22 protein-coding genes and 1 pseudogene are annotated in these 26,429 nt (G+C 74.1%); 7 read left to right on the top strand and 16 right to left on the bottom strand.

What is annotated here, in order from left to right; genetic code table 11:
* The first annotated feature begins 19 nt into the window (after positions 1 to 19).
* A complete protein-coding gene (locus KMS84_RS09020; RefSeq protein WP_256915573.1) occupies positions 20 to 1,048 on the top strand; it encodes an SDR family oxidoreductase in 1,029 nt (342 codons plus the stop codon).
* Positions 1,049 to 1,321: 273 nt separating this feature from the next.
* On the opposite strand, the gene KMS84_RS09015 is transcribed toward KMS84_RS09020, so the two are convergent.
* The 4 genes and pseudogenes from KMS84_RS09015 to KMS84_RS09000 form a co-directional block, all read right to left on the bottom strand.
* The gene (locus tag KMS84_RS09015; RefSeq protein WP_256915572.1) at positions 1,322 to 1,558 is read right to left on the bottom strand and encodes a hypothetical protein; all 237 of its coding nucleotides are present in this window, start codon (positions 1,556 to 1,558) and stop codon (positions 1,322 to 1,324) included.
* 173 nt (positions 1,559 to 1,731) lie between these two features.
* Positions 1,732 to 3,105 carry an ROK family protein gene (locus KMS84_RS09010; RefSeq protein WP_256915571.1) on the bottom strand — a complete coding sequence of 458 codons (1,374 nt, stop codon included), beginning with the start codon at positions 3,103 to 3,105 and terminating at the stop codon, positions 1,732 to 1,734.
* A gap of 90 nt (positions 3,106 to 3,195) precedes the next feature.
* Complete coding sequence (locus KMS84_RS09005; RefSeq protein WP_256915570.1) at positions 3,196 to 4,158, bottom strand: phosphotransferase family protein; 963 nt, start codon at positions 4,156 to 4,158, stop codon at positions 3,196 to 3,198.
* A 43-nt stretch (positions 4,159 to 4,201) separates the two neighbouring features.
* Positions 4,202 to 7,377, bottom strand: a pseudogene (locus KMS84_RS09000) (bifunctional cytochrome P450/NADPH--P450 reductase).
* A 174-nt stretch (positions 7,378 to 7,551) separates the two neighbouring features.
* Between KMS84_RS09000 and KMS84_RS08995 the strand changes: the two are divergent.
* From KMS84_RS08995 to KMS84_RS08975, 5 genes are all read left to right on the top strand, one after another.
* Complete coding sequence (locus KMS84_RS08995) at positions 7,552 to 8,151, top strand: HD domain-containing protein (RefSeq protein WP_256915569.1); 600 nt, start codon at positions 7,552 to 7,554, stop codon at positions 8,149 to 8,151.
* Positions 8,144 to 8,818 (top strand): PAS domain-containing protein, encoded by a 675-nt coding sequence (locus KMS84_RS08990; protein WP_256915568.1) that lies wholly within the window; start codon positions 8,144 to 8,146, stop codon positions 8,816 to 8,818. Before KMS84_RS08995 ends, KMS84_RS08990 begins: the two co-directional genes overlap by 8 nt.
* A 132-nt stretch (positions 8,819 to 8,950) precedes the next feature.
* Positions 8,951 to 9,445, top strand: coding sequence for an FBP domain-containing protein (locus KMS84_RS08985; RefSeq protein WP_256915567.1), 495 nt, complete (start codon positions 8,951 to 8,953; stop codon positions 9,443 to 9,445).
* A 102-nt stretch (positions 9,446 to 9,547) separates the two neighbouring features.
* On the top strand, positions 9,548 to 10,801 hold the full coding sequence (locus KMS84_RS08980; RefSeq protein WP_256915566.1) for an FUSC family protein: 1,254 nt from the start codon (positions 9,548 to 9,550) through the stop codon (positions 10,799 to 10,801).
* Between the two features lie 146 nt (positions 10,802 to 10,947).
* Positions 10,948 to 12,240 (top strand): lactonase family protein, encoded by a 1,293-nt coding sequence (locus KMS84_RS08975; RefSeq protein ID WP_256915565.1) that lies wholly within the window; start codon positions 10,948 to 10,950, stop codon positions 12,238 to 12,240.
* On the opposite strand, the gene KMS84_RS08970 is transcribed toward KMS84_RS08975, so the two are convergent.
* Together KMS84_RS08970 and KMS84_RS08965 are read right to left on the bottom strand one after the other, a co-directional pair.
* Positions 12,208 to 12,933, bottom strand: coding sequence for a DUF2470 domain-containing protein (locus KMS84_RS08970; RefSeq protein ID WP_256915564.1), 726 nt, complete (start codon positions 12,931 to 12,933; stop codon positions 12,208 to 12,210). The genes KMS84_RS08975 and KMS84_RS08970 overlap by 33 nt on opposite strands.
* A 93-nt stretch (positions 12,934 to 13,026) precedes the next feature.
* Positions 13,027 to 13,644, bottom strand: a complete 618-nt coding sequence (locus KMS84_RS08965) for a TetR/AcrR family transcriptional regulator (RefSeq protein ID WP_256915563.1) — start codon at positions 13,642 to 13,644, stop codon at positions 13,027 to 13,029.
* Positions 13,645 to 13,752: 108 nt separating this feature from the next.
* Here KMS84_RS08965 and KMS84_RS08960 point away from each other — a divergent pair, with 108 nt between their 5' ends.
* The gene (locus KMS84_RS08960; RefSeq protein WP_256915562.1) at positions 13,753 to 15,507 is read left to right on the top strand and encodes a cytochrome P450; all 1,755 of its coding nucleotides are present in this window, start codon (positions 13,753 to 13,755) and stop codon (positions 15,505 to 15,507) included.
* Here KMS84_RS08960 and KMS84_RS08955 read toward each other — a convergent pair.
* The 10 genes from KMS84_RS08955 to KMS84_RS08910 form a co-directional block, all read right to left on the bottom strand.
* Complete coding sequence (locus KMS84_RS08955; protein WP_256915561.1) at positions 15,469 to 16,299, bottom strand: pentapeptide repeat-containing protein; 831 nt, start codon at positions 16,297 to 16,299, stop codon at positions 15,469 to 15,471. The two genes, KMS84_RS08960 and KMS84_RS08955, sit on opposite strands and share 39 nt — an antisense overlap.
* Before the next feature lie 25 nt (positions 16,300 to 16,324).
* Positions 16,325 to 17,068: a PIG-L deacetylase family protein gene (locus KMS84_RS08950; protein WP_256915560.1), complete on the bottom strand. Its 744-nt coding sequence runs from the start codon at positions 17,066 to 17,068 to the stop codon at positions 16,325 to 16,327.
* A gap of 28 nt (positions 17,069 to 17,096) precedes the next feature.
* A complete protein-coding gene (locus KMS84_RS08945; RefSeq protein WP_256915559.1) occupies positions 17,097 to 18,398 on the bottom strand; it encodes an alpha/beta fold hydrolase in 1,302 nt (433 codons plus the stop codon).
* A 176-nt stretch (positions 18,399 to 18,574) separates the two neighbouring features.
* Positions 18,575 to 19,615, bottom strand: a complete 1,041-nt coding sequence (locus KMS84_RS08940) for a LacI family DNA-binding transcriptional regulator (RefSeq protein WP_256915558.1) — start codon at positions 19,613 to 19,615, stop codon at positions 18,575 to 18,577.
* A 97-nt stretch (positions 19,616 to 19,712) separates the two neighbouring features.
* Positions 19,713 to 21,137, bottom strand: coding sequence for a BNR repeat-containing protein (locus KMS84_RS08935; protein WP_256915557.1), 1,425 nt, complete (start codon positions 21,135 to 21,137; stop codon positions 19,713 to 19,715).
* A 95-nt stretch (positions 21,138 to 21,232) separates the two neighbouring features.
* Entirely contained in the window at positions 21,233 to 21,553 is a 321-nt protein-coding gene (locus KMS84_RS08930; RefSeq protein WP_189924428.1) for an L-rhamnose mutarotase, read from the bottom strand.
* A gap of 52 nt (positions 21,554 to 21,605) precedes the next feature.
* A complete protein-coding gene (rhaS, locus tag KMS84_RS08925; protein ID WP_256915556.1) occupies positions 21,606 to 22,688 on the bottom strand; it encodes a rhamnose ABC transporter substrate-binding protein in 1,083 nt (360 codons plus the stop codon).
* A 33-nt stretch (positions 22,689 to 22,721) separates the two neighbouring features.
* Positions 22,722 to 23,714 carry an ABC transporter permease gene (locus KMS84_RS08920; protein WP_256915555.1) on the bottom strand — a complete coding sequence of 331 codons (993 nt, stop codon included), beginning with the start codon at positions 23,712 to 23,714 and terminating at the stop codon, positions 22,722 to 22,724.
* Positions 23,707 to 24,801 carry an ABC transporter permease gene (locus KMS84_RS08915; RefSeq protein WP_256915554.1) on the bottom strand — a complete coding sequence of 365 codons (1,095 nt, stop codon included), beginning with the start codon at positions 24,799 to 24,801 and terminating at the stop codon, positions 23,707 to 23,709. Before KMS84_RS08915 ends, KMS84_RS08920 begins: the two co-directional genes overlap by 8 nt.
* Positions 24,798 to 26,315, bottom strand: a complete 1,518-nt coding sequence (locus tag KMS84_RS08910; protein WP_256915553.1) for a sugar ABC transporter ATP-binding protein — start codon at positions 26,313 to 26,315, stop codon at positions 24,798 to 24,800. Before KMS84_RS08910 ends, KMS84_RS08915 begins: the two co-directional genes overlap by 4 nt.
* Positions 26,316 to 26,429 lie beyond the last annotated feature (114 nt).

The following is a 26,429-nucleotide window of genomic DNA, read 5'->3' as shown; positions in this document are numbered from 1 at the left end:
ACCCCGGGAGGAGCCGACGGTGAGCAGCGAGGCGGGCAGCAGGATCGTGGTCACGGGCGCCACCGGCAACGTCGGCACGAGTGTGGTGCGTCGTCTGTCCGAGGATCCGGACGTCGCCTCGGTCCACGGGCTGGCGCGGCGGATCCCCGCCTGGTCGCCGCCCAGGACCGAGTGGACGGCCGTCGACCTGGCCTCGCCCCGGTCGGACCTCGCGGCGGCGTTCCGGGATGCCGACGCGGTGGTGCACCTGGCGTGGGCGTTCCAGCCCACGCACGACCCGGCGACGACCTGGCGGACGAACGTCCTGGGGAGCCTGCGGGTCTTCGAGGCCGTGGCCGCCGCACAGGTGCCCGTCCTGGTGCACGCGTCCTCGGTGGGCGCCTACTCGCCGGGCCCGAAGGACCGGCCGGTGGACGAGTCCTGGCCCACGCACGGCTGGCCGGACGCCGCCTACTGCCGGGAGAAGGCCTACCTGGAAAGGGTGTTGGACACCTTCGAGCGCGACCGTCCGCAGACCCGCGTGGTGCGGCTGCGGCCGGCGTTCCTGTTCAAGCGGGAGTCGGCGAGCGAACAGCGGCGCATCTTCGGCGGCAGGTTCCTGCCCGGCCCGCTCGTGCGCCCCGGGCTGCTGCCCTTCCTGCCGGACGTGCCGGGCCTGCGCATGCAGGCGCTGCACACCGACGACGCCGCCGAGGCCTGCCGCCTCGCCCTGCGCTCCGGGGCTCGGGGCGCGTTCAACCTGGCGGCGGAGCCGGCCGTGGACGCGGGGCTGCTCGGCCGCATGGTCGACGCCCGGCCCGTGCGGCTGCCCCGCGCGGCGGCCCGCACCGCGGTCGCCGCGGCCTGGAACCTGCGTCTGCTCCCCGCTTCGCCCCACCTCTTCGACGCCGTCCTGCGCCTCCCCCTGATGGACTGCACCCGGGCCCGCGTGGAACTCGGCTGGCGTCCCCGGCGCACGGCCCCCGAGGTGCTGGAGGAGTTCCTCCGCGGCCTGCGCGCCGGAGCGGGCGCGCCGACCGCCCCGCTCCACGGCCGCAAGGCGAGCTGAAGGCCGCAGGCGAGCCGAACGCGGGCCGGACGGCCGCCGCGCCGGACGGACGCCACGGCCGCCCGCGCCCGACGTGGTCAGCAACGGGCGCGGTCCGCGGCAGGGCGCCGGCCCTCGCGCCAGGTCTCGGCCACCGGGCCGGGCCGACGGACGTGGGCCCGGTTGCGCATCTGCACCACCCCGAGGCCGGTCACCGGCTTCTCGACGAGGTGGTTCTCCTCGTCGTCCGGCGTCGCGCCGCCGGGGCGGCCATGCCCATGGAGCCTGCTCGGGTCAGGCGGTCGGCTCTTCGGGCTCGGGGCTGTCCGACTGGCCGCTCTGCGCGTGAGGGGCACCCTGGGGGCCCGTCCCGGCCTCGTCGGTGTCGGGGACGTCCGGGGCGGCCTCCCCCGGCTCCTCGGGCTCGGCGGCGTCCCAGCGGTCGCCGCCGCCGTCGGCCTGCTGGTCCGGCAGGTCGCGCGGGACGGGGGCGCCGTTCCCGCCGGGGCTTTGGAGACGGTCTTCGGCCACGACGTCCTCCTCTCGCGGTCGCACCGCGCCGGACGCGGGCGACGTCCCCGGGGCGACGTTCGCCCGGGCGAGTCGCGAGTACCTCCCGCAGGTGCGCCGAAACCCCGGTCGCAGGGCGGGCGAACCGCCGGACGGCCCGCGTGTCGGATGCGGGGCCGGCCCGCGTGGGCCGGTCAGCGGGGGGCGCGGTCCTCCAGGACGGTGCGCCAGGCGGGCGCCGGGCCCGCGGGGGCGGGTTCGGGGCGCCGGCCGCCGCGGCCGAAGAAGTCCGCGAGCGGCAGGATCGCAGCCCCGACGGTGACCGCGTCGGGGCCGAGCCGGCCGAGGTCGACGGTGACCTTCTGGGCCGGGTGGCGCAGCGCGTACGCGGTGGCGTGGCGGCGTACGGCGGGCAGGAAGCGCGCGCCCAGCTGGAGGCCGGCCCAGCCGCCGATGAGGATCCGTTCCGGCTGGAAGAGGTTGATCAGGTCGGAGAGGCCGGCGCCCAGGTACTCGGCGGTCTCCTCCAGGACGGCGAGGGCGACGGGGTCCGGCGTACGGCCCCCGCCGAGGGCCTCCGCGTCGCCGGGGCCCTCCCCTGCCCCGGCGGAGCGGGCGTCGCCGGCGCTGCGGGCGTCGTCCGGTGCGGCCGGGGGGTAGGCGGCGGCGAGCATCGCGGTCAGCGCGCTCTCCTCGTCGACGTTCTCGGGCGGCCGGCCGCCCTGTTCGCGCCAGCGCTCCAGCAGTGCTTCCGCGCCCGCGTAGGCCTCCAGGCAGCCCAGGGCTCCGCAGCGGCAGCGGCGGCCGCGGACCCGTACCGTCAGATGGCCCCATTCGACGGCCCGGCCGTGCTCCACCTCGGGGGTGACCAGGCACGCCCCCACGCCGGAGCCGAAGAGGACGACGACCGCGCTGTGCGCGCCGCGGCCGCCGCCGAACCACATCTCGGCCTGGCCCAGGGTCTTCGCCCCGTTGTCGATGAAGTACGGGACGCTCTCGGGCAGCAGGGCGCTCTCACGCAGCAGCGCCTCCAACGGGACGGCGTCCCAGCCGATGGTCTGGCCGTGCACGACGGCGCCGCGCTCGGGGGTGTGCTCCACGATGCCCGGGACGCCGATGCCGACCCCGAGGAGCTGCCCGGGGGCGACGTCGGCCGCCGCGAGCACCTCGGCGACGCCGTCGCGGATGTGGCCGACGATCCCGTCGACCTCGTACCGGCGCTGTTCCAGCGGCCTTTCGGCGCGGGCGAGTTCGGTGAGCGTGAGGTCGAACAGCTCGATCCGCACCCGGGTCTCGCCGACGTCCACGCCGATCATGTGGCCGCTGCCGGGGGCCACCCGCAACAGGATGCGGGGGCGGCCGCCGTCGGAGTCGACGCTGCCGGCCTCCTCCACCAGTGCGTCGGCGACCAGGTCGGCGACGACGTTGCTGATCGAGCCGGAGCTCAGGCCGGTGGCCGGTCCGAGCTCGAAGCGGCTGAGGGGCCCGTCGAAGTAGAGCCGTTGCAGCACGGCCGTGCGGTTGGCCCGCCTCAGGTCGCGTACCGTGCGCCCGTTCCGCCCCGTCATGTCGCTCCCCTCCGAGCCCTGCCCGACCTGCAACATACCTCCGCGCGAGGGCGTGCGCGACATTCTCCAACCCTTAGTTCACGCTGTGAGCTAAGAGAGGCGCGCGTCGGCGACCTCGGCCAGCGCCGCGAGCAGCTCCGGGGCGACCTTCTCGCGCACCCAGCGCAGGTGTTCGGGGCCGGCCGCCCGCGGGACGGTCTCGGTGAGCATGATCAGGTACAGGTAGGCGCGGTAGAGGGCCAGCCGCACGCGGGCGGACGCCCCGAACACGGCCCGTCCGCCGGCCTCGCGGTACCCCTGGAGGAACGCCTCGTCCTTCCCGATGTCCCCGAGCAGGGCCAGGGAGACGAAGTCCGCGAGGGGATCGCCCCAGAACATGCGCTCGCCGTCGATGAGGCCGCCCAGGCGGGGCGCGCCGCCCGCGCGGTCGACGAGGACGTTGCCCGGCCACAGGTCGAAGTGGACCAGGCGCGCGACGGCGACCTCGTCGAGGACGTCACCGGCGGTCCGGACCACGGCGGCCACCTCGTCGACCGGGAGCGGCAGGGGCGGGTCGTAGCGACGGGCGTCGTCGAGGAGGGCGTCGAACATCGTCGTGAACGCGGTGCGCCAGTCGGGGGCGAGCGGGCCGAGCGCACCGGTCGGACAGCCGAACCCCGGGCCGGTCACCTCGTGCAGGCGTGCCACCTGACGTCCCAACTCCGCACGCAGCGGGACCTGTTCGGCGGCGGACAGCGAGTCGTCCCACGGGTCGCCGGGGCACATCGTCATGAGCAGACAGGGCCCGTCGAGGACGAGGACCCGCGGCGCGGCCACCCCCGCTTCGGCGGCCCCCCGGCAGAACTGCGCCTCGCCGACCAGCAGTCGGCTCTCGTGGCTCAGCCCCACCGCGTCGGGCTCGACCTTCAGCACACAGCGGCTGCCGTCGGACAGTCCCAGCTCCTCGACGGTGTTGTACGTGCCGCCGCCCAGGGGGCGCAGCCGGGCGAGGCGGTCGGGCGCGATGCCCGCCGCCTCCAGCACGCCTCGGGCCCGCGCCCAGGAGTCCGTCACGTGCAGCCCGTCCCTTCCTCCGGTCGGCCCGCCGCTTCCGCGGTCAGCCCGCCGCGTACACGTCCTCGACGTAACGGCCGTCCGCGACCAGCTCGTCGAGCCACGCCCGGGCGCCCTCGTCGTCGGCGCCGGGGGTGCGCTCCCGGTACAGGGTACGGAACGCGTCCCGGACGCCGGGCGCCATCCGCGAGCCGTCGCCGCACACGTACACCCGGGCGCCGTCGGCCAGCAGCCCCCACACCTCGTCGGCCTCGGCGGCGATGCGGTGCTGGACGAACGACATCCCGTTCTCGGGGGCCGCGCTGAAGACGGGGCGCAGGGCGACCGCGCCCGCGTCCTCGGCGGCCCGCAGCTCGTCGGCGTGCAGGAAGTCGGCGTCGGGCGCGTCGCAGCCGAAGTAGCACAGGGCGGGCCGCAGCCGGCCGCCCGCGGCGAGGGCCGCGCCGCGGTCGGCGACGGCCCCGCGGAAGGGGGCGAGGCCGGTGCCGGCCGCCACCATGACCACGGGTGTGCGGTCGTCGACGCGGAAGGCCGCGCGACAGGGCTGGACGCGGGCGTACACGGTGTCGCCCGGCGCGAGATCCGCCAGATGCCCGGAGCCCGTGCCCCGGTAGACGCCGTCGCCCGACCGGGCGGGCGCCTCCAGCAGCGAGACCATCAGGTCCGCGTGCCGGGGGTCGACGGCCGGCGAGGAGGAGATGGAGTAGTGCCGGGGGCGCAGCGGGGTGAGGAGCTCCAGCAGCCGGGGCCAGTCCAGTGCGCCGCGCAGCGCCGGGAAGGCCTCCAGCACCTCGACGAGGGTGCGCGGGTCGTCCTCGGGGAAGGCGGCGAGGGCCGCGCGCTCGGGCGGGCAGGGGTTGGCGGCGGACAGCACGGCGAGCTGGGCCGCGCCCGGCCGCTCCTGCAACTCGACGTGGTGGGTCAGGAGCTGACGCGCGGTCAGGGGGCGGTCGACGGCGAGCGCGTCGCGTCGCGGGCGGCCCGGGCGGATGTCCAGCACCTCGTCGAGGTCGACGCCGAGCGCGGCGGCGACCCGGGTGACGAGGCCGGGGGCGTTCGCGGGCAGCACGGTGAGGTGGTCGGCCGTGCGGTAGCCGGTCCCCTCGGGCAGGGCGACGCGCAGGAACCGCTTGCGGCGGGGGTGGCCGGGGGCGGTGAGATCGCGCGCCTCGGCCACCCGCATCGCGACCAGTCCGTGCCGGGCGGCGAGGGCGTCCAGCGGACCGCCGGTCAGGGTGCGCACCTCGTAGGCGGGCGCGGGCCCGGCGGCCGGTTCCCTGGCGGCCGGGTCGCCGTACCGCTCCAGCAGGGCGGTGCGCAGCCGGGCGGTGAACTCGTCCACGGCGCCGGTCAGGTCGCCGGAGGCGTCGGCGGCGGCGCGCTCGAGGAGGCGGGCGGCGCCGAGCTCGGCGAGCCGCCGGTCGATGCGCAGGGGCATCTGCTGGTAGGTGGCGCGGCCCAGTTGCGGTCGCCGACGCCGAGGACGGCGTACGTCGCGCCGGAGAGGTCGTGCTCGCCGTCGAGCCAGGCGGCGAAGGCGGTGGCGTCGTCGGTGGGGCGGCCGTTGTAGGAGGCGGCGACCACGATCACCGGGCGGTCCGCGGGGAGCCGGCCCGCGTAGGCGTCCAGCGGGGCCACCTCGGTGTCGCAGCCGATCGCGGCGGCCTCCTCGGCGAGCCGGGCCGCGAACTCCCGGCACGTGCCGTAGTTGCTGCCGTGCAGGAAGAGCGCGCCGGAGCCGGGGCGGACCCGGGCGGGCAGGGCGCTCGTGTCGGCCTGCGCGGTCTCGGCCCGTGCCGCGCCGGGGAGTTCGGGGTGGACACGGTCGGCGGCGGTGCGCGGCGCGAGCGTGAGGGTGAAGCCGTCGGGCTTGAGGGTGAGGGTCTCCTTCACCGAGAGGCGGTAGTCGGCGTGGTCCTGCGGCCGGTAGCGGTGGGCCAGCATGGCCAGCAGCATGGTCGCCTCGTGCAGCGCGAACTGCCGTCCGATGCAGGCCCGTTCCCCGGTGCCGAAGGGTTTGAAGGCGTGCACCGGGCGCGCCGCCTGCGCCTCGGGCGTGAAACGGGAGGGGTCGAACAGCTCGGGGTTGTCGCCCCAGACGGGCTGCCGGTGCAGCATCGGCGCGAGGACGACCACGGGCTCCCCCGCCTTCAACGGGACCCGGCCGCCGAGCAGGGTGTCCTCGCGCGCCGCCCGGCTGAAGGCGGCCGCCGTGGGCCACAGCCGCAGCGCCTCGTTGAGCACCTGCCGGGTGTAGGTCAGACGGCCGACCTCGTCGTACGTCGGCTCCGGGTCGGCGGCGTCGCCCCACAGAGCGTCCGCCTCGCGCTGCACGAGCCTGAGCGCGGTGGGGTCCTTGACCAGGTGGTACAGCGCGAACGACATCGCGCCGGAGGTGGTCTCGTGGCCCGCGATCAGGAAGGTGATGACCTGGTTGCGGATGTTGGCGAGGTCGAGGCCGCAGCCGTCGGCCGGGTGCTCGGCGGTGAGCATCAGGCCGAGCAGGTCCTCGGCGTCCGGGTCCGCGCCGCCGTCCGCGGTGCGCGCGGCGATGACGTCGTCGACCACGCGGGCCAGGTGGTCCGCGTCGGCCCGGAAGGCGGCGTCGGCGGCCGAGTGGTCCTCGCCGGGCAGGCGGGCGGGGCGGGTCATGCTCCACTCCAGGCAGCGGACCATGGCCTCGACGAAGGGGTGCGGCTCGTCCCGTTCGAAGGAGCCGAAGTCGTAGCCGAAGCCGGCGAGTCCGATGGTGTCGAGGGTCATGCGGGTCATGTCGTCGGGGACGTTCACCGGCAGGCCGTCGCGGGCCGCGCGGTCCCAGGCGTCGACGAGCCGACGGGCCACCTTCAGCATCACGGGGTGGTAGGCGCGCAGGGAGCCGAGGGCGAAGGCCGGCATCAGGATGTCGTGCGCCTTCGCCCAGTTGGGCTCGTCGTTGTACGCGGTGAACAGCCCGTCGGCGGCGAACTCGCGGACGTTCTCCAGGGCGGGCCCGACGTGCTTGGCGAACCGCCGTTCGTCGGCGAGGTCGGCGACGAGGTCGGGGTCGGCCACGAAGAGGGTGTCGCGGCCGTGCAACCGCCGCACGAGCAGCGGCCCGTGTTCGCGCATCAGGTGCATGACCTGCTGGACGGGGGTGCGGCCGGGGCCGGTGGCGCTGACGTCGACGACGGGGACGGAACCGGCGGCCCGGTGGGCGCGCGGCGCGGTGGGGGGCATGGCGCGACAACTGCCTTTCGCTGTGGGGGTGTACGGCGTACCGCGGTACAGCGTGATCCACTCGCGGGGCCGTCCCCTGCCGTCGCCCTACACGTTCGTGCAGTGGCCGAGGCCCGCGAGGGGTTGCGGGGGCGGGCCGGCGGGGGTTATCGGGCGGGTCATTAGGCTTGCCGGATGACCACCGTCCCCACCGTGCCGTCGGTCGCCCTCGGCGCGACCTCGGATCCCGTGCTGCGTCCGCTGCCCGAGGAGGTGGCGGCGCTTTTGGCCGAGGTCGGCGCGCCGCTGCGGCTGGTCGCTCACCTCAGGTGCGTGCACGACGTCGCGGCCCGGCTCCTCGACCGGGTGGGACGACGCGATCCGGCGCCGGCCGTGGACCGGTGGGCGGTGCTGTTCGGTGCGGCCACGCACGACATCGGCAAGACCCTGCATCCCGGGGAGCTGTCCGGCCCCGGCTCGCGGCACGAGGAGGCCGGGCGGGACCTGCTGCTGGCCCATGGCGTGAGCCCGCACCTCGCCCGGTTCGCCGCGAACCACGCCTCCTGGGGGACCCCGGGCGCCGGGCTGGAGGATCTGCTGGTGAGCCTGGCGGACAAGGTGTGGAAGAACAAGCGGGTGGCCGAGCTGGAGGACCTGGTCGTGGCGGAGCTGTGCCGGGCGAGCGGGCGGCCGGCCTGGGAGGAGTTCCTCGACCTGGACGAGTTCCTCACGGCCGTCGGCGAGGAGGCGGATCCGCGGCTGGCCTGGCAGGCGGCACACCCCGTCCATGGATGACCCGGCCGTGGACGACAGGGGCGGGCCGGGCGAGGAGGCGCGCGGCGGGGCCGTGGTGTGGCGCAACCGCGCGCTGACGCTCTTCGACCGGGTGTCGGTGCCGGTCGCGGTGTGCGACGTGCACGGCGCGGTCCTGCTGGCCAATCCGGCGATGGCCGCGCAGTGCGGCACGAGTCCCGGGCGGCTGCGCGGGCGGGACGTGCTGGAGCTGTTCCGGCCGCGGGAGTCGGTGCAGGTGGAGCGGATCGCCGAGGCGCTGCGGCTGCGGCACCGCTCGCGCTACCAGGTGTCGGTGCGCTGGCGGGGCCCCACGGGCGGGGAGCGGCTCGGCGAGCTGACGGCGGACCCGGTCAGCGACAGCGTCGGGGACACGCCCGCGCTGCTGGTGATGCTGCGCGTCCTCGACGAGCCCGCCCCGCGGGCGGCCGTCGCGCCGGCCCGGGTGACGCCCGTGGAGGCGCGCATCCTCGCGCTGCTCGCCGGGGGCGCCACGACGGCCCGCGCCGCCCGCGAGACCGGCCTCACCCCGGACGGGGTGACCTACCACCTGCGGCGGCTGTCCTCCCGCTGGGACGCGGCGAACCGGACCGAACTGGTGGCCCGCGCCTATGCGCTGGGGGTGCTGGCGGCAGGCGTCTGGCCGCCGGCCCCGTCCGGCGACGAGTGACCCGCGCTCGCGGAAATCCACTGGATCCCCGCCACTCGGCTACCTAGCCTAGGTCAGAACCTAGGACCTCTAGGTTGTGGGTCCGATCGCTTCGGTCCCCACGTCGCACGCGCCCGTCCTCAGGAGAGACCCGTGAAGCCGCTCGACGAACGTTCCCTGCGCCGCTCCTTCGTCAACTGCTCCAAGGGGGAGGCCGCGCGGATGACCGTCCCGCGCGACCTGGACCGGCTGCCCTGGGCCGACCTGGACTTCCTCGGCTGGCGGGATCCCGGCGCACCCGACCGCAGCTGTCTCGTCGCCGAACGCGACGGCTCCCCGGTGGGCGTCGCCCTGCGCTTCGCGTCCACGCGGCGCGCGCTCACGCACCGCAGCATGTGCTCGCTGTGCCTGACCACCCACCCCGGTGGCGGCGTCTCGCTGATGACCGCGCGCAAGGCGGGCGCCGCCGGCCGGGAGGGCGACTCGGTCGGCCTGTACATGTGCACGGATCTGGCCTGCTCGCTCTACCTGCGCGGCAGGAAGCCGCTGGAGCCGGGGGCCCGCTTCGAGGAGAGCCTCACCCTGGAGGAGCAGATCGCCCGCGCCACGGACAACCTGTCGGCCTTCATCGACAGGCTGTACGCCTGACGGGCCTCCGGCGACGGCGGCCAGGGGTCCTTGCGGCCGTCCGGTCCATCGCGGGGCGGACGGGACGTTCGAGCCCGCCGGGGAAGGGGAACGCGTCTGGGAATGCAAGAAGTACGTCAGCGTGCGGCGCCGCTCGTGCGGCTGGTGCGGCGCCATCGGGAACCCGTCGTCGTCCAGGCCCTGCGGTCGGCAGCCGCGGCCTCCGTCGCCTACGTCATCGCGCTGCGGCTGAGCCCCGAGGCACTGCCGCTCACCGCGCCGCTGACGGCGCTGCTGGTCGTCCAGGTCACCTTGTACGCGACCCTCACCAACGGCGTGCGCCGGGTGACCGCGGTGGTCGCCGGCGTCGTCGTCGCCATCGTCTTCAGCCTGCTGGTCGGCCTGACCTGGTGGAGCCTTGGCCTGCTGATCGTGGCCTCGCTGGGCGTGGGCCATCTGGTCCGGGTCGACGAGTACGTCCCGGAGGTGGCGATCAGCGCCATGCTGGTGCTGGGCGTCACCACCGTCGGCGACACGGCGTGGGCACGGGTGGTGGAGACGCTGATCGGCGCGGTCGTCGGCCTCGGCTGCAACCTCCTGCTGCCGCCGCCGGTGTGGGTGGAGGAGGCCGGCGAGTCGATCGAGGGGCTGGCCCGGCGGCTGCGCCAGCTGATGCTGCGCATCGGCGAGGAGGCCGCCGGCCGCACCCCGGTCGAGCAGGCGGCCGCACGGCTGCACGAGGCCCGGCGGCTGGACCACGACATCGTCGAGGTGGACGCGGCCCTGCGCCAGGCCGAGGAGAGCCTGCGGCTGAACCCCCGCGTCCGGGAGGGGCTGCTGCACCGCGTGGTGCTGCGCACCGGTCTGGACACCCTGGAGATCTGCACGGTCGTGCTGCGGGTGCTCGCCCGGTCCCTCACCGACCTCGCCAAGGAGCGCGAGCCGCGTCCGCTGTTCCCGCCCGCGACCGGCGAGGTCGTGGAGCAGGTGCTGTCCGAGATGGCCGACGCGGTGGTCAGCTTCGCGGTGCTGGTGACCACGCACGTCAGCCTGAACGCGGACGCCGCCGAGGCCCGGCTCACCGCCGAGCTGCGCCAGGCCGCCACCACCCGCGACAAGCTGGCGCAGCTGTTGCTGGAGCAGCTCCAGCACGACGCCCGCCAGTGGCAGCTGCACGGCGCGGTGCTGACCGAGGTCACGCGCATCCTCGACGAGCTGGACACCGAGCACCGGTCCCGCCGGCTCCTGGAGGAACTGGACCGCAACAGCCACGAGCAGCGCGAGCGCAGGCCGTGGCTGTACCGGTTCAGGCAGCGTCTGCGCGCGTCGCGCCGCGCGCGCGGTAAGCGGCCCGACGCCCAGCGCCACGCCGGATGACGCGGGCGGCGTCACGGGTCGTCCTCCACCCGTCCGCGAGCCCCCCCCCGGCCGGCCGTCGTCGTTGGGCGCTTTTGCGCCGGCCGGTCGGTCCGGGTCAAGGTGGCTGTCACGGTGGAGGCGGACGACGGACCTGAGGTGCGGGCATGGACAGTGGGACGGGAGCGGCGCGCCGGGGGTCCCCCGGCCCGCCGGCGGGCGGGGCGGCGGCGCCGTGGACGAGGCGCCGTTTCGTCGGGGCGCTCGGCGCGATCGGCGGCGTGGTCGCGGGGCCGGCGCTGGCCGGCTGCGGCGGTGGCGACGGCGGCGATCCGGCCGACGCCGGGCAGGCCCGGCGGGGCGCGCCGCCTGAACGGCCCTCGTCGTCCGCCGCCCCGACGGCCCCGTCCGACGCCTCGCCGGCCCCGTCCGGGTCGCGCCCGCTGTACCTGGGCACGTACACGTCCGCGGAGGGGGGCGGGAAGGGCATCGGCGTCGCCTCGTACGACACCGCGTCCGGGCGGATCACCGCGAAGGGCACGATCACCGGGGTGCCGGACCCCTCCTACCTCGCGGTGCATCCGGACGGCGCGACCCTGTACGCGGTGAACGAACGCGAGCGGGGCGCGGTGACCGCGGTGCGTCTGTCCGACGGCACGGTGCTGGGCAGCCGGGCCACCGGCGGGGCCGCCACCTGCCATCTGTCGGTCCACCCTGGGGGGCGGTGGCTGCTGAGCGCCGACTTCGGCTCGGGCACCGTGGCCGTCCACCCGATCGACGCCTCGGGCGCGCTCGGCGAACGCGCCGACCTGGTCCGGCACACCCGCCCGGCGCCGCGGCCCGGCCAACAGGGCCCGCACGCGCACCAGTTCATCACGGCTCCGGACGGCGGACACGTCCTGGCCGTCGACTTCGGCACGGACACCGTGTACAGCTACCGTCTGGACGAGCGGACGGGCGCCCTCACCGAGGTCGCCCAGGCGCACACCCGGACGGGCGCCGGTCCGCGTCACCTCACCTTCCACCCCGGCGGCCGGCACGCCTACCTGGCGAACGAGGCGGACGACACCGTCGCGGTGTGCGCGTACGAGCCGTCGAGCGGCCGGCTGACGATCGGGCGGCCGCAGTCCACCGGCTCGAAGGCGGGGACCAACTACCCGGCGCAGGTGGCGCTCACGCCGGACGGCGCGTACGCCTTCCTCGCCAACCGCGGCGACGACACCCTCGCGCGGTACGCGGTGGAGGCGGCGGGCGCCCGGCTGCGGCTGCTGGGCACCACGCCGGTGGCGGGCGCCTTCCCGCGGCAGATCGCCCTGTCGCCGGACGGCGCGCTGCTGTTCGCCGCCGACCAGCGCTCCGGCACGGTCAGCGTGTTCCGGGTGGACGGCTCGAACGGCGGACTGCGGGTCGCGGGCGAGCCGTTCGCCTCACCCGTCGCCGTCTGCGCGCTGCCGCTGTAGGGCCTGGGGACAGGACGCGGCGGCCGCCTGGCGGAGCAGGACGTGCATCCGTTCGGTGAGCCGGCCGACGTCGTCGGCGGGGGCGTGGAAGGGCAGCCGTACGTCGCCGTGGGTGCGGGCGCGCTCGACGCGCAACGTGAGCCCGTGCCGGTCCACGGCGAGCGGCTGGACGCGGACGGCGCCGTGCAGGCCGTCCGGCGGGACGAGCCGGGTGAGCCGCTCCACCGCGTCCGGGTGGGCGTCGGCGAGATGGGTGAGCAGGTGGGCCTCGGCGTCGGCGAGCGGATCGGGCCGGGCCTGCGCGAACTCGTCGAGGGCGACGACGACCGCGCCGGTGGGCGGTGCGAGGACCACGCGGGTGGACCGGAAGGCGAGACGGTCCTCCTCGGGGGTGAACCAGCCGGCGAGCCAGAGCCGGGCGCGGACCCGGTGGCGAACCGGGACCGGCGCGACGTCGGCGAACTCCAGCACGGCGGACGGCTCGCCGCGGGGCGCGCAGAGCGCCGCCGTGAGCAGGGCGCTGTCCTCGGGCACGCGCAGGATCACCCGGCCGTCGTCGTCGACGGTGTGGGCGCCGACGAACTCCTCGCGTCCGCCGTCCGCGGTCACCGCGCAGGACCATGCGGTGGCCAGGACCGAGCGGGCCCGCTCGGCGGCGGCGGGCACGGCGGCCCAGCTGTGGCTGTCACCCATCCGAACTCCTCCTAAGGTAAGGCTTGCCTAACCTATCGGAGTTCCGGGGTCGCGCCAACCACACCGCCCCCCACAAGGGACGCGGGGGGGGGATCACCCCGCGGGCGTGATGACCCCCAGCAGCGCCCTGGCGCACAACTCCCGCACCTGCTCGCGGGACAGCTCCGATCCGCGCAGCCACTCCAGGCAGACCGCCGTGGTGAACGCCAGCCAGCCGCGCACCGCGAGCCGCACGTCGGGGCGCTCCTCGAAGACCGGGCCGAACTCGGGATCGGCGCCCAGGGCGGCCAGCATCTGCCGCTCCTGCGCCGCGAGCGCCCGCTGGTAGACCTTGCGCACGGCCTGGTCCCCGGCGGCGTCCGCGCGGTGGAACGCCCGGTAGCCGTGCGCGTGGGACTCCACGTACTCCAGGTAGACGTCGAGGCCGGACGCGAGCTGTTCGCGCACCGGGACGCCGGGCACCGCCGCCGTCATGCGCAGCATCCGCTCGCTCTCGCGCTCGACGACCGCCGCGAAGAAGTCCCGCTTGGTGGGGAAGTAGTGGTAGAGCAACCCGCGGGAGACCCCGGCGATCTCGGCGACCTGCTCGATCCACACGTCGTCGTACGGGCTCTCCGAGAACAGTCGCGCCCCGACCGACAGGAGCTGCTCCCTGCGCTCCGCGGTGCCGAGCCGGCGCCGGGTGCGCCCCTCCCCCTGCTTCGCGGCCATGGCCGCACCTTACTTGACGGCGGTTCGACGGCGGCACCAGACTGAGGCGCGTTATTGAACCCACGTACAACATGCTCAACCTGCCGCTGCATCAAGGGAGATCGCGTCATGGCGGAGACGGGGACGACGGGCACGGCCGGGCATGCGGGACCGGTTGGGAGCACGGGGCCGGCGGGCGCGGCGGTGGTCCCGCCGGGAACGGCGTCCTCGCCCGGCACGGCGGCTCCGCGGCCGACCCCCGTGGGCGGGGCGGCGCCCGCGGACGCCCTGCCGAAGGGCTTCCGCAGCGCGGAGCTCGGCTGGCCCGAGCTGGGGCGCATACCCCATCCGCCGTACCGGATCCCCCTGCTCGGCGACCTCCTGGGCGCGAGCCGGCACACGCCCGTGCAGGACTCCCTGCGGTACGCCGCGGAGCTCGGGCCGATCTTCCGCCGCAAGGTGTTCAACCGGGAGTTCGTGTTCGTCGGAGGCGCGCAACTGGCCGCCGACATGGCGGACGAGACGCGGTTCGCCAAGCACGTGGGACTGGGCATCGCCAACCTGCGTCCGGTCGTCGGCGACGCGCTGTTCACGGCGTACAACCACGAGCCCAACTGGCAGTTGGCGCACGACGTGCTGGCCCCGGGCTTCAGCCGGGAGGCCATGGCCGCCTACCACCCGATGATGCTCGACGTGGCGGAGCGGCTCACCGGCCACTGGGACGCGGAACTCGCCGCGGGCCGGGCGGTGGACGTCCCCGGCGACATGACCAAACTGACGCTGGAGACGATCGCGCGCACCGGCTTCGGGCACGACTTCGGCTCCTTCGAACGCGCCCGCCCGCACCCGTTCGTCACCGCGATGGTGGGCACCCTCACCTACGCGCAGCGCCTGAACACCGTGCCCTCCCCCGCGTTGTTGCGGCGGGCCACGCGCCGCAACGAGGCCGACATCGCCTTCCTCAACCGCACGGTCGACGATCTGGTGCGGGCGCGCCGTTCGGCGGGCGGCGGCCAGGGCGATCTGCTCGACCGGATGCTCGACACCGCCCACCCCTCGACGGGCGAACGGCTGTCGGCGCTCAACGTGCGCCGCCAGGTCGTCACCTTCCTGGTGGCCGGTCACGAGACGACCTCGGGCGCCCTCTCGTTCGCCCTGCACTACCTCTCCCTCGACCCGGACCTCGCGGCCCGGGCCCGTGCCGAGGTGGACCGGGTGTGGGGGGACGCCGCCGTGCCCGGCTACGAGCAGGTCGCGAAGCTGCGCCTCGTGCGCCGGGTGCTCGACGAGGCGCTGCGGCTGTGGCCCACGGCGCCGGCCTTCGCGCGCGAGGCCCGGGCGGACACCGTGCTGGCGGGCGAGCACCCGGTGCGGCGCGGCGGCTGGGCGCTGGTCCTCACCTCCATGCTGCACCGCGACCCGCAGGTGTGGGGGCCCGACGCGGAGCGTTTCGACCCCGACCGCTTCGACGCCCGGGCCGTGCGCGCGCGGGCCCCGCACACGTACAAGCCGTTCGGCACCGGCGCCCGGGCCTGCATCGGACGGCAGTTCGCGCTGCACGAGGCCGTGCTGGTGCTGGGGCTGCTGCTGCGCCGCTACGAACTGCGGCCGGACCCCGCCTACCGGCTGCGGGTCACGGAACGGCTGACGCTGATGCCGGAAGGCCTGCGGATGCGTCTGGAGCGGCGCGCGCGGACGCCGTCCGGCAGCCCTGCCGACGACCGCGCCGGCGGCCCCGCCGGCTCCCCGACCGGCGATCCGGTCGGCGACCCGCTCGGTGACCCGGTCGGCGGTCCCTCGGACCGCCCGGGCCGGCAGGGGCGCGAGGAGCCCCGGACGCCGGGCTCAGCGCCCGGCTGTCCAGTGCGCGGGGCGGGCGACTGACTCCGGCAGGCGGGTGCCCGCGCTCCCCCGGGCCGCGTTCAGCTGCGGCTGGGTCAGGAAGAACGCGCCGGTCAGATCGGCGTCCGTCAGATCGGTGTCGCGCAGGTCGGCGCCGATCAGATCGGCTCGGCGCAGGTCCGCGCCCGTGAGGTCGGCGGCGATCAGAAGGGCGCCGCGGAGGTTCGCCCCCCGCAGGTCGGCGCCCTTGAGCCGGGCTCCCACCAGGTCGGCGCCCCGCCGCTCCTTCCTGCGCCCGGGAACGCCGGAGCGGACCAGTTCGCTGGTCCTCAGCAGCAGCGCGTTGACGGCCCCGCGGTGGGCGGGCACGTCGAGCCCGGCCAGGTCGTCCGGGGAGAGCCGGGTGAGGGCGTCGGTGCGGTCGAGGAGCCGGCGCAGCTCGCCGTGGACCGGGCGGGCGGCGGGGAGGGCGAGCGCCTCGGTGAGGTACCACAGCAGTTCGTGGAGCTGGCGGACCACCGGGAACGCCTCGGCCATGCGCCGGGCCTCCTCGCGCGGGGCCGTGGCCCGGTCCCGGCCGCCGAAGGTGACCTGGGAGACCTTCTGCCCGGCGCCGAAGCAGTCGTAGACGGTGCAGCCGGTGAAGCCGGACTCCCGCAGTCGCGCGTGGATGCCGCAGCGGTGGTCCGCGCCCAGGTTCGGGCACGCCTTGCCGGCGGGCTTGTCGATCGCGAAGTCCGCGGAGCGGGCGAAGGGCAGGGCCACGCAGCACAGTCCGAAGCAGTTCTCGCAGTCGCCGCGCAGGTCGGCCCGGTCCACCGTGTCTTCTTGCATGCCGCCAGCCTACTGACCTGCCCGACTACCGGTTGAACAGCTCGAAGGCGACGGCGGGCCGGCCGCCGAACCGCTCCCCCGCCGCCGTCGTCGTGCCCGTCAGGAACCCCCGCGCGTAGGCCTCGGGCGCCTCGTCGGTCAGGGCCTCGAGGTAGGCGCGGTGTTCGAGCAGCGAGGCCACCGCACGCTCCAGACCGGCCGACGCGTCGACGGCGTGGGTGGGCGTCGAGGATCCGGCCACGGCGACCCAGCGCACCCCGTCCCAGGGCCGCAGACCCCGCTCCGCGAGTTCGGGGAAGATCCAGCGGTTGCCGGCGTCCCCGGCCGCGTCCAGGACGGCACGGCCGACGGCGACGTGGTCGGGGGTGTTCCAGGCGACTCCGCCCCAGGTGTCGCGGTGGTTGAGCGTGATCACGAGCTCGGGGCGGTGCCGGCGGATGGCGGCCGCGATGTCGCGGCGCAGGGCCGGACCGTACTCGACGACGCCGTCGCGGTGGTCGAGGAACTCGACCGACGAGACCCCCACCACGGCCGCGCTCGCGCGCTGCTCCCGCTCGCGCAGCGGGCCGCACTCGGCGGGCGCGAGCGTGTCGATGCCCGCCTCACCGCGCGTGGCCAGCACATAGCCGATCTCGCGGCCCGCGTCGGTCCAGCCGGCGATCGCCGCGGCGCACCCGTACTCCAGGTCGTCCGGGTGCGCCACCACGGCCAGGGCGCGCTGCCAGTCCTCGGGCATGGGCTGGAGCTGGGGGGTCGTCGGCTCGGTCATGCCCGCAGACTATCGGGTGACCGCCGCGTCACACCTCGTCACGGGACAGGGCGAGCAGGCGGTCCAGGACGCGCGGGCCGCCGGCCCGGACGCCGTCGTGCTCGAACTCGTCGGTGACCCAGGTGCGCAGCCCGCGGATCGCGCGGGCGGTGCGCAGCGAGTGGGAGGTGTCGACGTAGAGGTCGTCGTGGTAGACCGCGGCCGCGACCGGCACCTCGTTGGCGGCCAGGCGCGCGGGGTCGTACAGCGCCGGCCAGTCGGTCCGGGCGGCCAGGAGCTCGGCGGTCTCGCGCAGCGGGCGCAGGGCGGGGTCGGCGTCGAACATCCAGGGGTGGATCGTTTCTCCGGTGAGCAGCAGCGGGCCGTCCCCGGAGAGCGTCTTGGCGGCGTCGAACTGCGGGAACTCGGCGCGCACCCGCTCGGCCGACCAGTCGGTGGCACGGGCGCCCTGCCCGTAGATCGCCTCGTGGACGAGGGCGTAGAGCGGGTGTCCCGCGAAGGAGAGCTGGCCCTGCACTTCCTCCTGGAAGGCGTCGGACAGCTCAGGACCCCGGGGGGTGGTCACGAAGACCTCTTCGAGGAGGTGGTGCAGGCGGTGACTGCCCTCGCCGCCGCCGAGCAGGATGCCCAGGCTCTGGAACGCCTCCACGGTCAGCCGGTATCCGTTCGGGAGGGTCACCTCGTGGTGCAGGAGGTGGTCGGCGACGCGGCGGGCGCGTTCGACGTCCTGCGGGTAGCGGGCGTAGTGCGCGGCGACCTTGCGTTCCATGCGCGGGTAGGCGGCGCGGTAGACGTCGTCGGCGTGGGCGTCCAGCGAGGGCAGGCCGCCGGTGATCAGGGCGGCGGCCAGCCCCTCGGGGGCGAGGGAGAGGTAGGTGACCGCGCAGAAGCCGCCGAAGCTCTGACCGAGGACCGTCCAGGGTGCGCCGCCGGTGACCTCGGCGCGGATCAGTTCGCAGTCGCGGACGATGGAGTCGGCGCGGAAGTGCGCGAGGTAGGCGGCCTGTTCGGCCGGCCCGCCGCGCAGCGGGAGCGTCTGGCGGTTGGCCGGGGTGGAGTGCCCGGTGCCGCGCTGGTCCAGGAGCAGGACGCGGTACTCCTCCAGCGCGCGGCCGAGCCAGGCCGGCCGGCCGACGAACCGGTGGGCGCCGAAGCCGGGGCCGCCCTGGAGGTAGATCAGCCACGGCAGGTCCCGGTCGGCCTTGTCGCTCGCGACGACCTCACGTGCGTAGAGCCCGATCGTCTCCCCCGCAGGGTCGGCGTGGTCGAGGGGCACGGTGAACCGGCGGTCGGTGAGGACGACGCCGGGCTGACGGTAGCTGACGGACAACGAGGGCTCCCGGGACGATCGGTGTGCGGACCGCGGCCCAGTTCAGCACATGTCGGGGCGGCTCCACAGCCCGGGGGATCATGAAAGGCGCAGAACCGCCGCGCGCCCCCGTGCTGAACGGCGGCTCAGTACGCTGCTGAACGGGTGTTCAGCCGGGGCGGGCCCTGTCGCGGCTCTCACCGTGCGGACAGGCTGGACCTGCGCACCACCAGCTCCGGCTGGAGCACCACGCGTCGGTGCTCGTGCGTCCGCCTCTCGCCGTCGGCGCCCGCGGCGTCCTCCTCGGTCTCCTCCAGCAGCATCTCGGCGGCCAGGGCGCCCATGGTCACGGCGGGCTGCCGCACCGAGGTGAGCGGGACGGCGGCGGCGGCCGCGAACTCGATGTCGTCGTAGCCGACGATGGCGAGGTCGTCGGGGACCTTGACGCCGGCCGCGTACATCGCCTGAAGGACGCCGAGGGCGAGCAGGTCGTTGGCGCAGAACACGGCGGTGGGGCGGTCGGCGAGGCCGAGCAGCCGGGCGCCCGCGTCACGTCCGGCGGCGACGTCGAGCCGCTCGGTGGGCAGCTCGCGCAGGCTGTCGGGGCCGAGGCCGGCCTCGGCGAGGGCGTTCAGCGCGCCGGTGCGGCGGTCGCGGACCTGGGTGAAGCCGGGCGGGCCGCTGACGTAGGCGATGGAGCGGTGGCCGGCGTCGACGAGATGCCGGACGGCGAGCGCGCCGCCCGCCACGTCGTCCACCGACACCGAGCACTCGGCCGTGCCCTCGGAGACCCGGTCGACCAGCACGAAGGGGATGCCGTGCCGGCGGAAGGAGGCGATGTTGCGGCCGGTGGCGTCGGCCGGGGTGAGCAGCACGCCGCGCACCCGCTGCTCGGCGAAGAGGGACAGGTACTCGGCCTCCTCCCCGGCGCTCTCGGCGCTGTTGCAGACCATCACGCCGAGGCCGGCGTCCCGGGCGGCCCGCTCGGCGCCGCGGGCGACGTCGACGAAGAAGGGGTTGCCCATGTCCAGGACGAGCAGCCCCATGATCCGGCTGCGCCCCGCGCGCAGCTGGCGGGCGGACTCGCTGCGGACGTACCCGAGGCGGTCTATCGCCGACAGGACCCGGGCACGGGTCTCCGTGGCGACCGTGTCGGGGCGGTTGATGACGTTGGACACCGTGCCGACGGAGACTCCGGCGGCACGGGCGACGTCCTTGATACCCACCGACTGGGCCATCAGGCGGGAACCTCCAGGGGAACGGGGCACGGCGGGACGGCCTTCACATTACCGTCATCCCGCCGCACCCCTGTCCGGGTACGGGTACGGGTACGGGTCATGCGGGCAGGGCGAAGTCCACGACCCGGAGCGCCGAGGGGGTCGTCCCGCTCGACTTCTCCTGGTACATGAACGACAGGGTGTTGTCGGCCTTGACGCGCAGTTCGTCGATCACGACCTCGCCGAAGGCGTTGAGGCCGCTGCCGTCGAAGAGCACCGTCCAGTCGGTGTACCCGGAGGCCTTCGAGGCACCGGCGATCCGGCCGAAGGGGAAGATCGCGTAGGCGTTGTCGTACGTGTCCAGGACCAGCTTGGTGCGCTGGCTGGAGCCGAGGACGACGGGGATCTCCGTCTTCTGCCATTTCCCGGAGGAGTTCTTGCGCAGGTGGAAGGCGCGGCCGTTGGCGGTGCGGTCGGCGACGTAGCCGGTGGTGCACTGGCCGAAGCGGCCGGGGACATAGCTGATGATCGCGTGCGGCAGGCCGGCGGAGTCGGTGGCCTGGCTCTCCTGGTTCATCAGGGAGTGGTCGGGGTTGAGCGCGTCCACGACGAGTCCGGCGTCGGTGACGGCGACGGTGTCGGAGCTGCCGGTGGTGCCGACCACGGTGCCCGCGTTGTTGCGCCAGGTACGGCCGCGGTCGGTGGAGTACACGTAGCCGGTGTCGTGGTTGGTGATGCCGCCGCCGGAGCACATCACCGCGCTGTTCTGCTCGCGCCAGGTGAAGAACGAGTGCAGCCGGCCGTCGACGCCGTAGTCGATGCCGTGCAGGTACATGTTGCGGGCGGTCGAGGAGCCGTGCTCGCTGGTGTAGGTGCCGGTGGAGGCGGACCACTCCCCCAGGTTCGTCCACGTCGAACCGTCGTACTCGGCCAGGGCGTTGCGGCCGTTGCCGGAGATCCCGGCCCGGTAGCCGAGCTGGAGTCGGCCCTCGGGGGTGGCGACGAACTGCGGGTAGGTGAACTGCGTGGTGAGGGCGAGACCGTCGAGGGTGGTCTGCACGGCGCCGAAGACGGACGAGGTCCATGAGGTGGTCGCCGGGTTGTCGAGGAGTCCGGCGACGGACTTGACGTAGAAGAAGCCGTCGCTGTGGGAGTCCATGGTGAGGTGGAGGCGGCCGTCGGTCCTCGACACGCCCATGGAGATGACGTTGTGGGAGTCGTTGGCCTTGAGCTGGTGGGTGAGGGTGACGGTGGACCAGGTGGCGCCGCCGAGGACGCGCCGGGCGACGACCGCGTTCCTGGTGGAGGTGTACCAGGTGGCGTACTGGTGGCCCTTGTAGGTCAGCAGGCCGTTCTTCTGGAACGAGTTGTTGTTGACCAGGCCGTCGTAGGACACGAAGAACAATGCGGTGGCGTCGAGTTGCGTGGTGGCCTTCTTCGTGACCGAAGGGCCGGGGTCGGCGGCGCGGGCGGTGCCGGCGGCGAGGACGGGGGACGCCGCGGCGCTCAGCAGAGCGCCGGCCAGCAGGGTGCGTCGTCTCATCTCGGAGGACTCCATCGTCTGCGAGAGCGGGGAACGAAAGGGAGCGTGCGTGGGGCACGGTCGGAGCGGGGAACGGCGGGGGCGGTGCCGGAGCGTCAGGCGAGGTGGAACACCTCGGTGAGGGGCTTCATCGCCTCGTCGGGACGGGCTCCGTCGAGGGATTCGAAGAAGGGGGCCATCTCCGCCTGCCAGCGGGCGTTGACGCCGGTGGCCTCCATGCCGGCCTGGGCGGCGGCGAAGTCCTCGGTCTCCAGGTAGCCGACGAGCAGGCCGTCGTCTCTCAGGAAGAGCGAGTAGTTGTGCCAGCCGGTGGCCGAGAGAGCCTGGAGCATCTCCGGCCACACGGCGGCGTGGCGTTCGCGGTACTCGGCGAGCCGGTCCTGGCGGACCTTGAGCAGGAAGCAGACGCGCTGCATGAAGTACCGCTCCTTCGTGGGGGGGGGAAGCGACCGTCGGGGCGACCGGCGGCTAGAAGTTGAACTGGTCGATGTTCTTGGCGTCGAACACGGTCGGCTTGCCGAGGCTGATCACGCCGTCCTTGCCGATGGTGTAAGTGGTGGTGCCGGCCTTGAAGGTCTCGCCCTCCTTGCCGGTGATCTGGCCCGAGACGAGGGCGACCGCCGTCCGGGCGGCCAGCGCGCCGAGCTTCGCGGGGTCCCACAGCTCGAAGGCGTCGACGGTGCCGTTCTTGACGTAGGTGCGCATGTCGTTGGGCGTGCCGAGGCCGGTCAGCTTGACCTTGCCCTTGTACTTGGAGCCCGACAGGTACTGGGCGGCGGCCTTGATGCCGACGGTGGTCGGGGAGATGATCCCCTTGAGGTTCGGGTACTGCTGGAGCAGGCCCTGGGTCTGCTGGAAGGACTGCTGGGCGTCGTCGTTGCCGTAGGCCACCTTGACGAGCTTGACGTCCTTGTACTTCGGGTCGGCCAGCTCCTTCTTCATGAAGTCGATCCAGACGTTCTGGTTCGTCGCGGTCTGCGCGGCCGACAGGATCGCGATCTCGCCCTTGTAGCCGATCTGTTCGGCGAGCAGCTGGACCTCGGTGCGGCCGAGGTCCTCGGCGGAGGCCTGCGAGACGAAGGCGTTGCGGCACTCGGGGTTGGTGTCCGAGTCGTAGGTGACGACCTTGATCTTGTTGCTCATGGCCTGCTTGAGCGCGGTGCACAGGGCGCCCGGGTCCTGGGCGGACACGGCCATCGCGTCGACCTGCTGCTGGGTGAGCGTGTTGACGTAGCTGACCTGGCTGGAGGTGTCGGTGGCGCTGGAGGGGCCGACCTCCTTGTAGCCGGAGCCCAGGTCCTTCAGGGCCGCCTCGCCGCCCTTGTCTGCGGAGGTGAAGTAGGGGTTGTTGACCTGCTTGGGCAGGAAGCCGACGGTCAGGCCCTTCTTGGTGGCCGCGTTCGGGTCGGCCTTGCCGGCGGAGGCGGCGGCGCCGGTGCTCTCGTTCTTCACGTCCTCCTTGGTCGTGCCGCCGCAGGCGGTGGCGGCGAGCGCGAGGGAGGAGACGGCGGCCAGGGCCGCGCAGGCACGACGGAGGGATGACTTGCGCATCACGGGGTTCCTTTACGAGTGTGCGAGGCGGAGTTAAGCCGTCGGAGTCGGGGCCGCGGCTCTGCGGCCGGCCCGTGCGACGGAGATCTGCCGTGCGACCCGGGGGCCGAGCACGGAGACGACGAGCAGGACGCCGGTGACGACGATCTGCGACTGTGCGGAGACGTCCTGGAGGCTCATCACGTTCTGCGCGGCGCCGAGCAGGAAGACTCCGGCGATCGCACCGCCGAGCGTGCCCTTGCCGCCGTCGAAGTCGATGCCGCCGAGCAGGACGGCCGCGATGACGGAGAGTTCGAGGCCGGTGGCGTTGTCGTAGCGGGCGCTGGCGTAGTGCAGGGCCCAGAAGATGCCGGTGAGGGAGGCCATCAGGCCGGTCACCGTGAACAGGATCAGCTTGTGCCGCTTGACCCGGACGCCGGCGAACCGGGCGGCCTCCTCGCTGGCGCCGATCGCGAAGAGCGAGCGGCCGAAGGGGGTGGCGTGCAGGACGACCACGGCGACGGCGAGGAGCACGACGAAGGGCAGGAAGGCCTGCGGGAGGAAGCTGTCGCCCACTCGGCCGGCCGCGAAGTCCAGGTACTGGGTGGGGAAGTCGGTGACCGCGTCGGAGCCGAGGACGATCTGCGCGATGCCCCGGTAGGCGGCGAGGGTACCGATGGTGACGGCGAGGGACGGCAGCCCGAGCCGGGTCACGAGCAGTCCGTTGACCAGCCCGCACGCCACGCCGAGCAGCAGGCAGATCGGGATGATCGTCTCGATCGTCATGCCCTGGTTCCACAGCGCGCCCATCACCGCGCCGGACAGTCCGGCGGTGGAGGCGACCGACAGGTCGATCTCGCCGGAGACGACCAGCAGGGTCATCGGCAGCGCGACCAGGGCGATGGGCAGGGTGTTGCCGATCAGGAAGGACAGGTTGAGGGCGTTGCCGAAGCCGTCCACGAAGGTGAACGAGAACAGCAGCAGGACGATCAGGAGGGCGCCGACGACCGTGTCCCAGCGGACGGCGCGGGTGAGGGACTCAGGCATGGCCGGCGTCTCCCTTCTGGGCGGTGGTCTTCGCGGGGGCGCCGGCGGTGCGCGCCGCGGCCGACTTCTTCTTGAGCGCGGACGCCACCCGTACGGCGACGACCCGGTCGACGGCGATGGCGAGCAGGAGCAGCACGCCGTTGATGGCGAGCACCCAGACCGAGCTCACGCCGAGGGCGGGCAGGACGCTGTTGATGGAGGTGAGCAGCAGCGCGCCGAGGGCCGCGCCGTAGACGCTGCCGGAGCCGCCGGTGAAGACGACGCCGCCGACCACGACCGCGCTGACGACGGTCAGTTCGTAGCCGCTGCCGGTGCCGGAGTCGACGTTGCCGAACCGGGCCAGGTACATCGCCCCGGCGAGGCCGGCGAGGCCGCCGCAGAAGGTGTAGGCGGTGAGGATCCGCTTGCGGACCGGGATGCCGGCCAGGCGGGCGGCCTCCGGGTTGGAGCCGAGCGCGTACAGCTCGCGGCCGCTGCCGAAGTGCTTGAGGTAGTACGCGGTGGCGACGAGGACGGCGAGCGCGATCAGCGCGAGCCAGGGCACCGCGGAGAGACCGCCGGAGCCGAAGTCGACGAACGAGCCGGGCAGGTCGGCCGCGGTGATCTGCCGTGAGCCGACCCAGATGGAGTCGATGCCCCGGATGATGTAGAGCGTGCCGAGGGTGACGACGAGGGCGGGCACCTGGCCGAGGCTGACCAGGAGGCCGTTGAGCAGCCCGAAGCCGATGCCGAGCAGCACCGCCAGCACGATCGCGATCACCGGGTTGCCGCCGCCGTGCAGATAGGCGCCGGCGGCGAAGGCGCTGATGCCGAGGGTGGAGCCGACCGACAGGTCGACGTTGCGGGTGATGACGACCAGGGACTGGCCGGTGGCGACCAGCACCAGGATGGTCGCGTTGAGCAGCAGGTCCTTGATGCCCTGCTCGGACAGGAACTCGCTGTTGCCCGCCTGGGTGACGGCGATCATCACCAGGAAGACGACCAGGATGGCGAGTTCGCGCATCCTGAAGACGCGGTCGACCAGCCGGGTGCCGCTGGACCTCGGCGTCTCGGCGACGGGTGCCTCGTGGGACGTGGTCACCGTCATGCGGCGGCCCTCCCGGTGGCTGCGGCCATCACGGTTTCCTCGGTGGCTTCGGTGCGCGGGATCTCGGCGGCGAGCCGGCCCTCGTGCATCACCAGCACGCGGTCGGCCATGCCGAGGATCTCGGGCAGGTCGGAGGAGATCATCAGAACGGCGACCCCGTCGGCGGCCAGCTCGCCGAGCAGCCGGTGCACCTCGGCCTTGGTGCCGACGTCGATGCCCCGGGTGGGTTCGTCGACGATGAGCACCTGGGGGCCGGTGGCCAGCCACTTGGCGAGGACGACCTTCTGCTGGTTGCCGCCGGACAGGGTGTTGACGGTGTCGGCGATCCGGGCGTACTTCACCTGGAGCTTGACCGCCCAGTCGAGGGAGCGGCTGCGCTCGGCGCCGCGGTCCATCAGACCGGCCCTCACGGTCGTGCGCAGGCCGGTCAGGCCGATGTTGCGCTCGATGGACATGTCCATCACCAGGCCCTGGGCGCGCCGGTCCTCGGGGACCAGCGCCAGGCCCGCGGCCATCGCGGTGGAGGGGGCTCCGTTGGTGAGCCGTCGTCCCTGCACCTCGACCTCGCCGGCGTCCCAGCGGTCGATGCCGAAGACGGCGCGGGCGACCTCGGTGCGGCCGGCGCCGACCAGGCCGGCGAGGCCGACGATCTCGCCGCGCCTGACCTCGAAGGAGACGTCGGTGAAGACACCCTCGCGGGTCAGCCGGCGGACGCTGAGGGCGACCTCGCCCGGTGTGACGTCCTGCTTGGGGTAGAGCTCGTCGAGGTCGCGGCCGACCATGCGGCGGACCAGGTCGTCCTCGGTCATGTCCGCCAGCGGCTCGCTGGCGATCCAGGCGCCGTCGCGCAGGGTGGTCACCCGCTGGCAGATCTCGAAGATCTCCTCCAGCCGGTGGGAGATGAACAGCACCGCCGCGCCCTGCTCGCGCAGGGTGCGCACGACACCGAAGAGGCGGGCGACCTCGCTGCCGGTGAGGGCGGCGGTCGGTTCGTCCATGATCAGGACGCGGGCGTCGAAGGAGAGCGCCTTGGCGATCTCGACGATCTGCTGGTCCGCGATGGACAGGCCGCGCGCGGGGCGGTCGGGGTCGAGCTCGACGCCCAGGCGCCGCATCAGGGCGGCGGTGGCCTCGTGGGTGGCCTTGTGGTCGATACGGCCGAGGGCCCGCCGGGGCTGGCGGCCCATGAAGATGTTCTCGGCGATCGACAGGTCGGGGAAGAGCGTGGGCTCCTGGTAGATCACGGCGATGCCGGCGTCGCGGGCGTCGCCGGGACCGTGGAAGACGACGGGCTCGCCGTCGAGCAGTACCCGACCGGCGTCGGGTCGGTGCACTCCCGCGAGCGTCTTGATGAGGGTCGACTTGCCCGCGCCGTTCTCACCGGCGAGGGCGTGCACCTCGCCGGGGAACAGCTCCAGGGAGACGCCCCGCAGGGCGCGAACGGCGCCGAAGGACTTGGCTACGTCCTTCAACGCCAGCACCGGGGCCGGTCCCGCGTCGGACGGGTGGGTCATGGATGGCTCCTCGACGACGCCCGGGACGTGCCCTCACGGCGTCGTGAAAGGTTTCAACTGGATTGCCGGGACGTTAGGCATCCCGGCCATGTCACGTCAATGGGTACGTCTCGA

The organism is Streptomyces hilarionis (assembly GCF_024539675.1).
Taxonomy (GTDB): domain Bacteria; phylum Actinomycetota; class Actinomycetes; order Streptomycetales; family Streptomycetaceae; genus Streptomyces; species Streptomyces hilarionis.
The sequence above is the reverse complement of the archived record's forward strand: the minus strand, read 5'-3'. Positions and strand labels throughout refer to the sequence as shown.

Excerpts from the sequence above, each read along its gene's own strand:
- KMS84_RS09010 (WP_256915571.1), bottom strand. The coding sequence starts at position 3,105 with ATGACGGGGCGGAACGGGCGCACGGTACGCGACCTGAGGCGGGCCAAC.
- KMS84_RS08940 (WP_256915558.1), bottom strand. The coding sequence starts at position 19,615 with ATGGCCCAGTCGGTGGGTATCAAGGACGTCGCCCGTGCCGCCGGAGTC.
- KMS84_RS08920 (WP_256915555.1), bottom strand. The coding sequence starts at position 23,714 with ATGCCTGAGTCCCTCACCCGCGCCGTCCGCTGGGACACGGTCGTCGGC.
- KMS84_RS08965 (WP_256915563.1), bottom strand. The coding sequence starts at position 13,644 with ATGGCCGCGAAGCAGGGGGAGGGGCGCACCCGGCGCCGGCTCGGCACC.
- rhaS (WP_256915556.1), bottom strand. The coding sequence starts at position 22,688 with ATGCGCAAGTCATCCCTCCGTCGTGCCTGCGCGGCCCTGGCCGCCGTC.
- KMS84_RS08970 (WP_256915564.1), bottom strand. The coding sequence starts at position 12,933 with ATGGGTGACAGCCACAGCTGGGCCGCCGTGCCCGCCGCCGCCGAGCGG.
- KMS84_RS08975 (WP_256915565.1), top strand. The coding sequence starts at position 10,948 with ATGGACAGTGGGACGGGAGCGGCGCGCCGGGGGTCCCCCGGCCCGCCG.
- KMS84_RS08955 (WP_256915561.1), bottom strand. The coding sequence starts at position 16,299 with ATGCAAGAAGACACGGTGGACCGGGCCGACCTGCGCGGCGACTGCGAG.
- KMS84_RS08935 (WP_256915557.1), bottom strand. The coding sequence starts at position 21,137 with ATGAGACGACGCACCCTGCTGGCCGGCGCTCTGCTGAGCGCCGCGGCG.
- KMS84_RS08960 (WP_256915562.1), top strand. The coding sequence starts at position 13,753 with ATGGCGGAGACGGGGACGACGGGCACGGCCGGGCATGCGGGACCGGTT.
- KMS84_RS08980 (WP_256915566.1), top strand. The coding sequence starts at position 9,548 with ATGCAAGAAGTACGTCAGCGTGCGGCGCCGCTCGTGCGGCTGGTGCGG.
- KMS84_RS08910 (WP_256915553.1), bottom strand. The coding sequence starts at position 26,315 with ATGACCCACCCGTCCGACGCGGGACCGGCCCCGGTGCTGGCGTTGAAG.
- KMS84_RS08950 (WP_256915560.1), bottom strand. The coding sequence starts at position 17,068 with ATGACCGAGCCGACGACCCCCCAGCTCCAGCCCATGCCCGAGGACTGG.
- KMS84_RS08990 (WP_256915568.1), top strand. The coding sequence starts at position 8,144 with ATGGATGACCCGGCCGTGGACGACAGGGGCGGGCCGGGCGAGGAGGCG.
- KMS84_RS08915 (WP_256915554.1), bottom strand. The coding sequence starts at position 24,801 with ATGACGGTGACCACGTCCCACGAGGCACCCGTCGCCGAGACGCCGAGG.
- KMS84_RS08995 (WP_256915569.1), top strand. The coding sequence starts at position 7,552 with ATGACCACCGTCCCCACCGTGCCGTCGGTCGCCCTCGGCGCGACCTCG.
- KMS84_RS08930 (WP_189924428.1), bottom strand. The coding sequence starts at position 21,553 with ATGCAGCGCGTCTGCTTCCTGCTCAAGGTCCGCCAGGACCGGCTCGCC.